This is a genomic window from Umboniibacter marinipuniceus, from assembly GCF_003688415.1.
Lineage (GTDB): Bacteria > Pseudomonadota > Gammaproteobacteria > Pseudomonadales > DSM-25080 > Umboniibacter > Umboniibacter marinipuniceus.
Genome location: NZ_REFJ01000014.1, coordinates 1 through 1,472 on the forward strand (window position 1 = coordinate 1; position 1,472 = coordinate 1,472).

Consider the following 1,472-nt stretch of genomic DNA (forward strand, 5'->3'; position numbering starts at 1 on the left):
CTCGCCACTCGATAACTATACTTTCAAGGCACCGTCGCTCGACGAACCTGTCGAACCCGGTGATTTCGGCTCGATAATGGGCCGAATATAACGCCTGCAAGCAAAGGCGCGCCTTAGCGCGTCCGGCCCGCAGGGCCATTTTGCCTTGCTTTGTTATGTGATCTATACAGCTCGATCAGGAATAGAAATATATTAACTGAAATGAAGCTATATAGGACTTGTAATGGAAGAATTAAATAGTTCCCCCACACTGGTAATTCTGTTGAAAGTAACAGCCATGCTGGTAAAGCAAAGATGTATACACCTAAAAGCGAAAGCACGTAATAGATAAAATCAAACGCACTCCAATCATCTTTAAAACCTAAGCCAGTTGCTCCCGCTGCTAAAAGCCAAAAAACAATAGCTAAAACAATGTGTGCAATGGTGTAGATAGCTATTCGATTAATCATTAATTATCCAATGGCACATAACGCCGCCGTTAATCGCGGCCTTGCTTTTAAAGGCCGTCGATTTAGACGGCTTTGTTAGATTCCAGATCGCTATCCGTGCAAGAATAGATAACTTTAACCCCATCCTGATATTCGTATGAGGTGGAAGTGACCGATAGAACCGATGAATCTTTCATCGCTTCTAGCATGCGAGCTTCCGAATCGGATTCCCAACTCGGATCCCCAACAGAATCTGAATTAATAATACTATCCATTGCTACAATAAGTAGTTCAGAATCGGTATCGCAATTAAGCGCCTCATTAACACCAAAAAGGATCGGCAATATGCTCCTGTACTCCGTCGTTTGCGAAGTCCAGCTCCCGAAATCCTGGTCATATATGACCTCAACAGCATCCGATCGAATTTCGATACCTGTGATTTTTGGCGTAGAAAAATCGTAAGTATTCGTATTCGAGCACCCGATAATCGATAGTGTGAAAATAATAGTGACTATCCGTAGCATTTCATATCTCCTCTCTGAGCATCTAACGCCCGCAGCACACGCGAGCGTAGCGAGTCGAGGCCGATAGGCCGGTGTGGCTGCGATTGTTATGCATTTTCCGATTTCTCGTCAGCAACACCCTTAAAGGATATAGTTATTGGCTTAATAAGTGAGTATAACCACAACCCAAGAATGCTAATAAGCCACATGAATCCAGCGAAGAAGAAACTAAAGAATGGCCACATAAGCATTGCAGTTACAAACCCCATAATGCCGGTAACAGGTTGACCTTCCAATTTCACCGTTTCTGCCCCAAATATTGCTGAAATGCCAAAAATAAAAAATAAAACGAAAAAGCCACCGGCCAAACCCAAGAAATAAATCTTAAAAACTGAGCCTTTGGTGAGTTTTTTAGCAGTGATCTTCATGTTTTTCCTTAATTTGCATAACGTTTTCGTTTTGCGGCCGACGCGAAGCGAAGGCAGCAACAACGATTTGTTATATTCAACTCTCTAAGAAGCACGATCCCTCAGGTTAGGAA

The 1,472-nt window shown here is 43.0% G+C and carries 3 protein-coding genes; all 3 read right to left on the reverse strand.

Annotated features, from left to right (window positions below):
- Window positions 1-113: 113 nt before the first annotated feature.
- The 3 genes from DFR27_RS12460 to DFR27_RS12470 all read right to left on the reverse strand — a co-directional run bounded on the left by DFR27_RS12460 (window position 114) and on the right by DFR27_RS12470 (window position 1,359).
- On the reverse strand, window positions 114-449 hold the full coding sequence (locus DFR27_RS12460; RefSeq protein WP_121877805.1) for a hypothetical protein: 336 nt from the start codon (window positions 447-449) through the stop codon (window positions 114-116).
- Between the two features lie 62 nt (window positions 450-511).
- The gene (locus DFR27_RS12550) at window positions 512-772 is read right to left on the reverse strand and encodes a hypothetical protein (protein WP_147434549.1); all 261 of its coding nucleotides are present in this window, start codon (window positions 770-772) and stop codon (window positions 512-514) included.
- Window positions 773-1,038: 266 nt separating this feature from the next.
- Window positions 1,039-1,359: a hypothetical protein gene (locus DFR27_RS12470; protein WP_121877807.1), complete on the reverse strand. Its 321-nt coding sequence runs from the start codon at window positions 1,357-1,359 to the stop codon at window positions 1,039-1,041.
- Window positions 1,360-1,472 lie beyond the last annotated feature (113 nt).

Excerpts from the sequence above, each read along its gene's own strand:
- DFR27_RS12460 (WP_121877805.1), bottom strand. The coding sequence starts at position 449 with ATGATTAATCGAATAGCTATCTACACCATTGCACACATTGTTTTAGCT.
- DFR27_RS12470 (WP_121877807.1), bottom strand. The coding sequence starts at position 1,359 with ATGAAGATCACTGCTAAAAAACTCACCAAAGGCTCAGTTTTTAAGATT.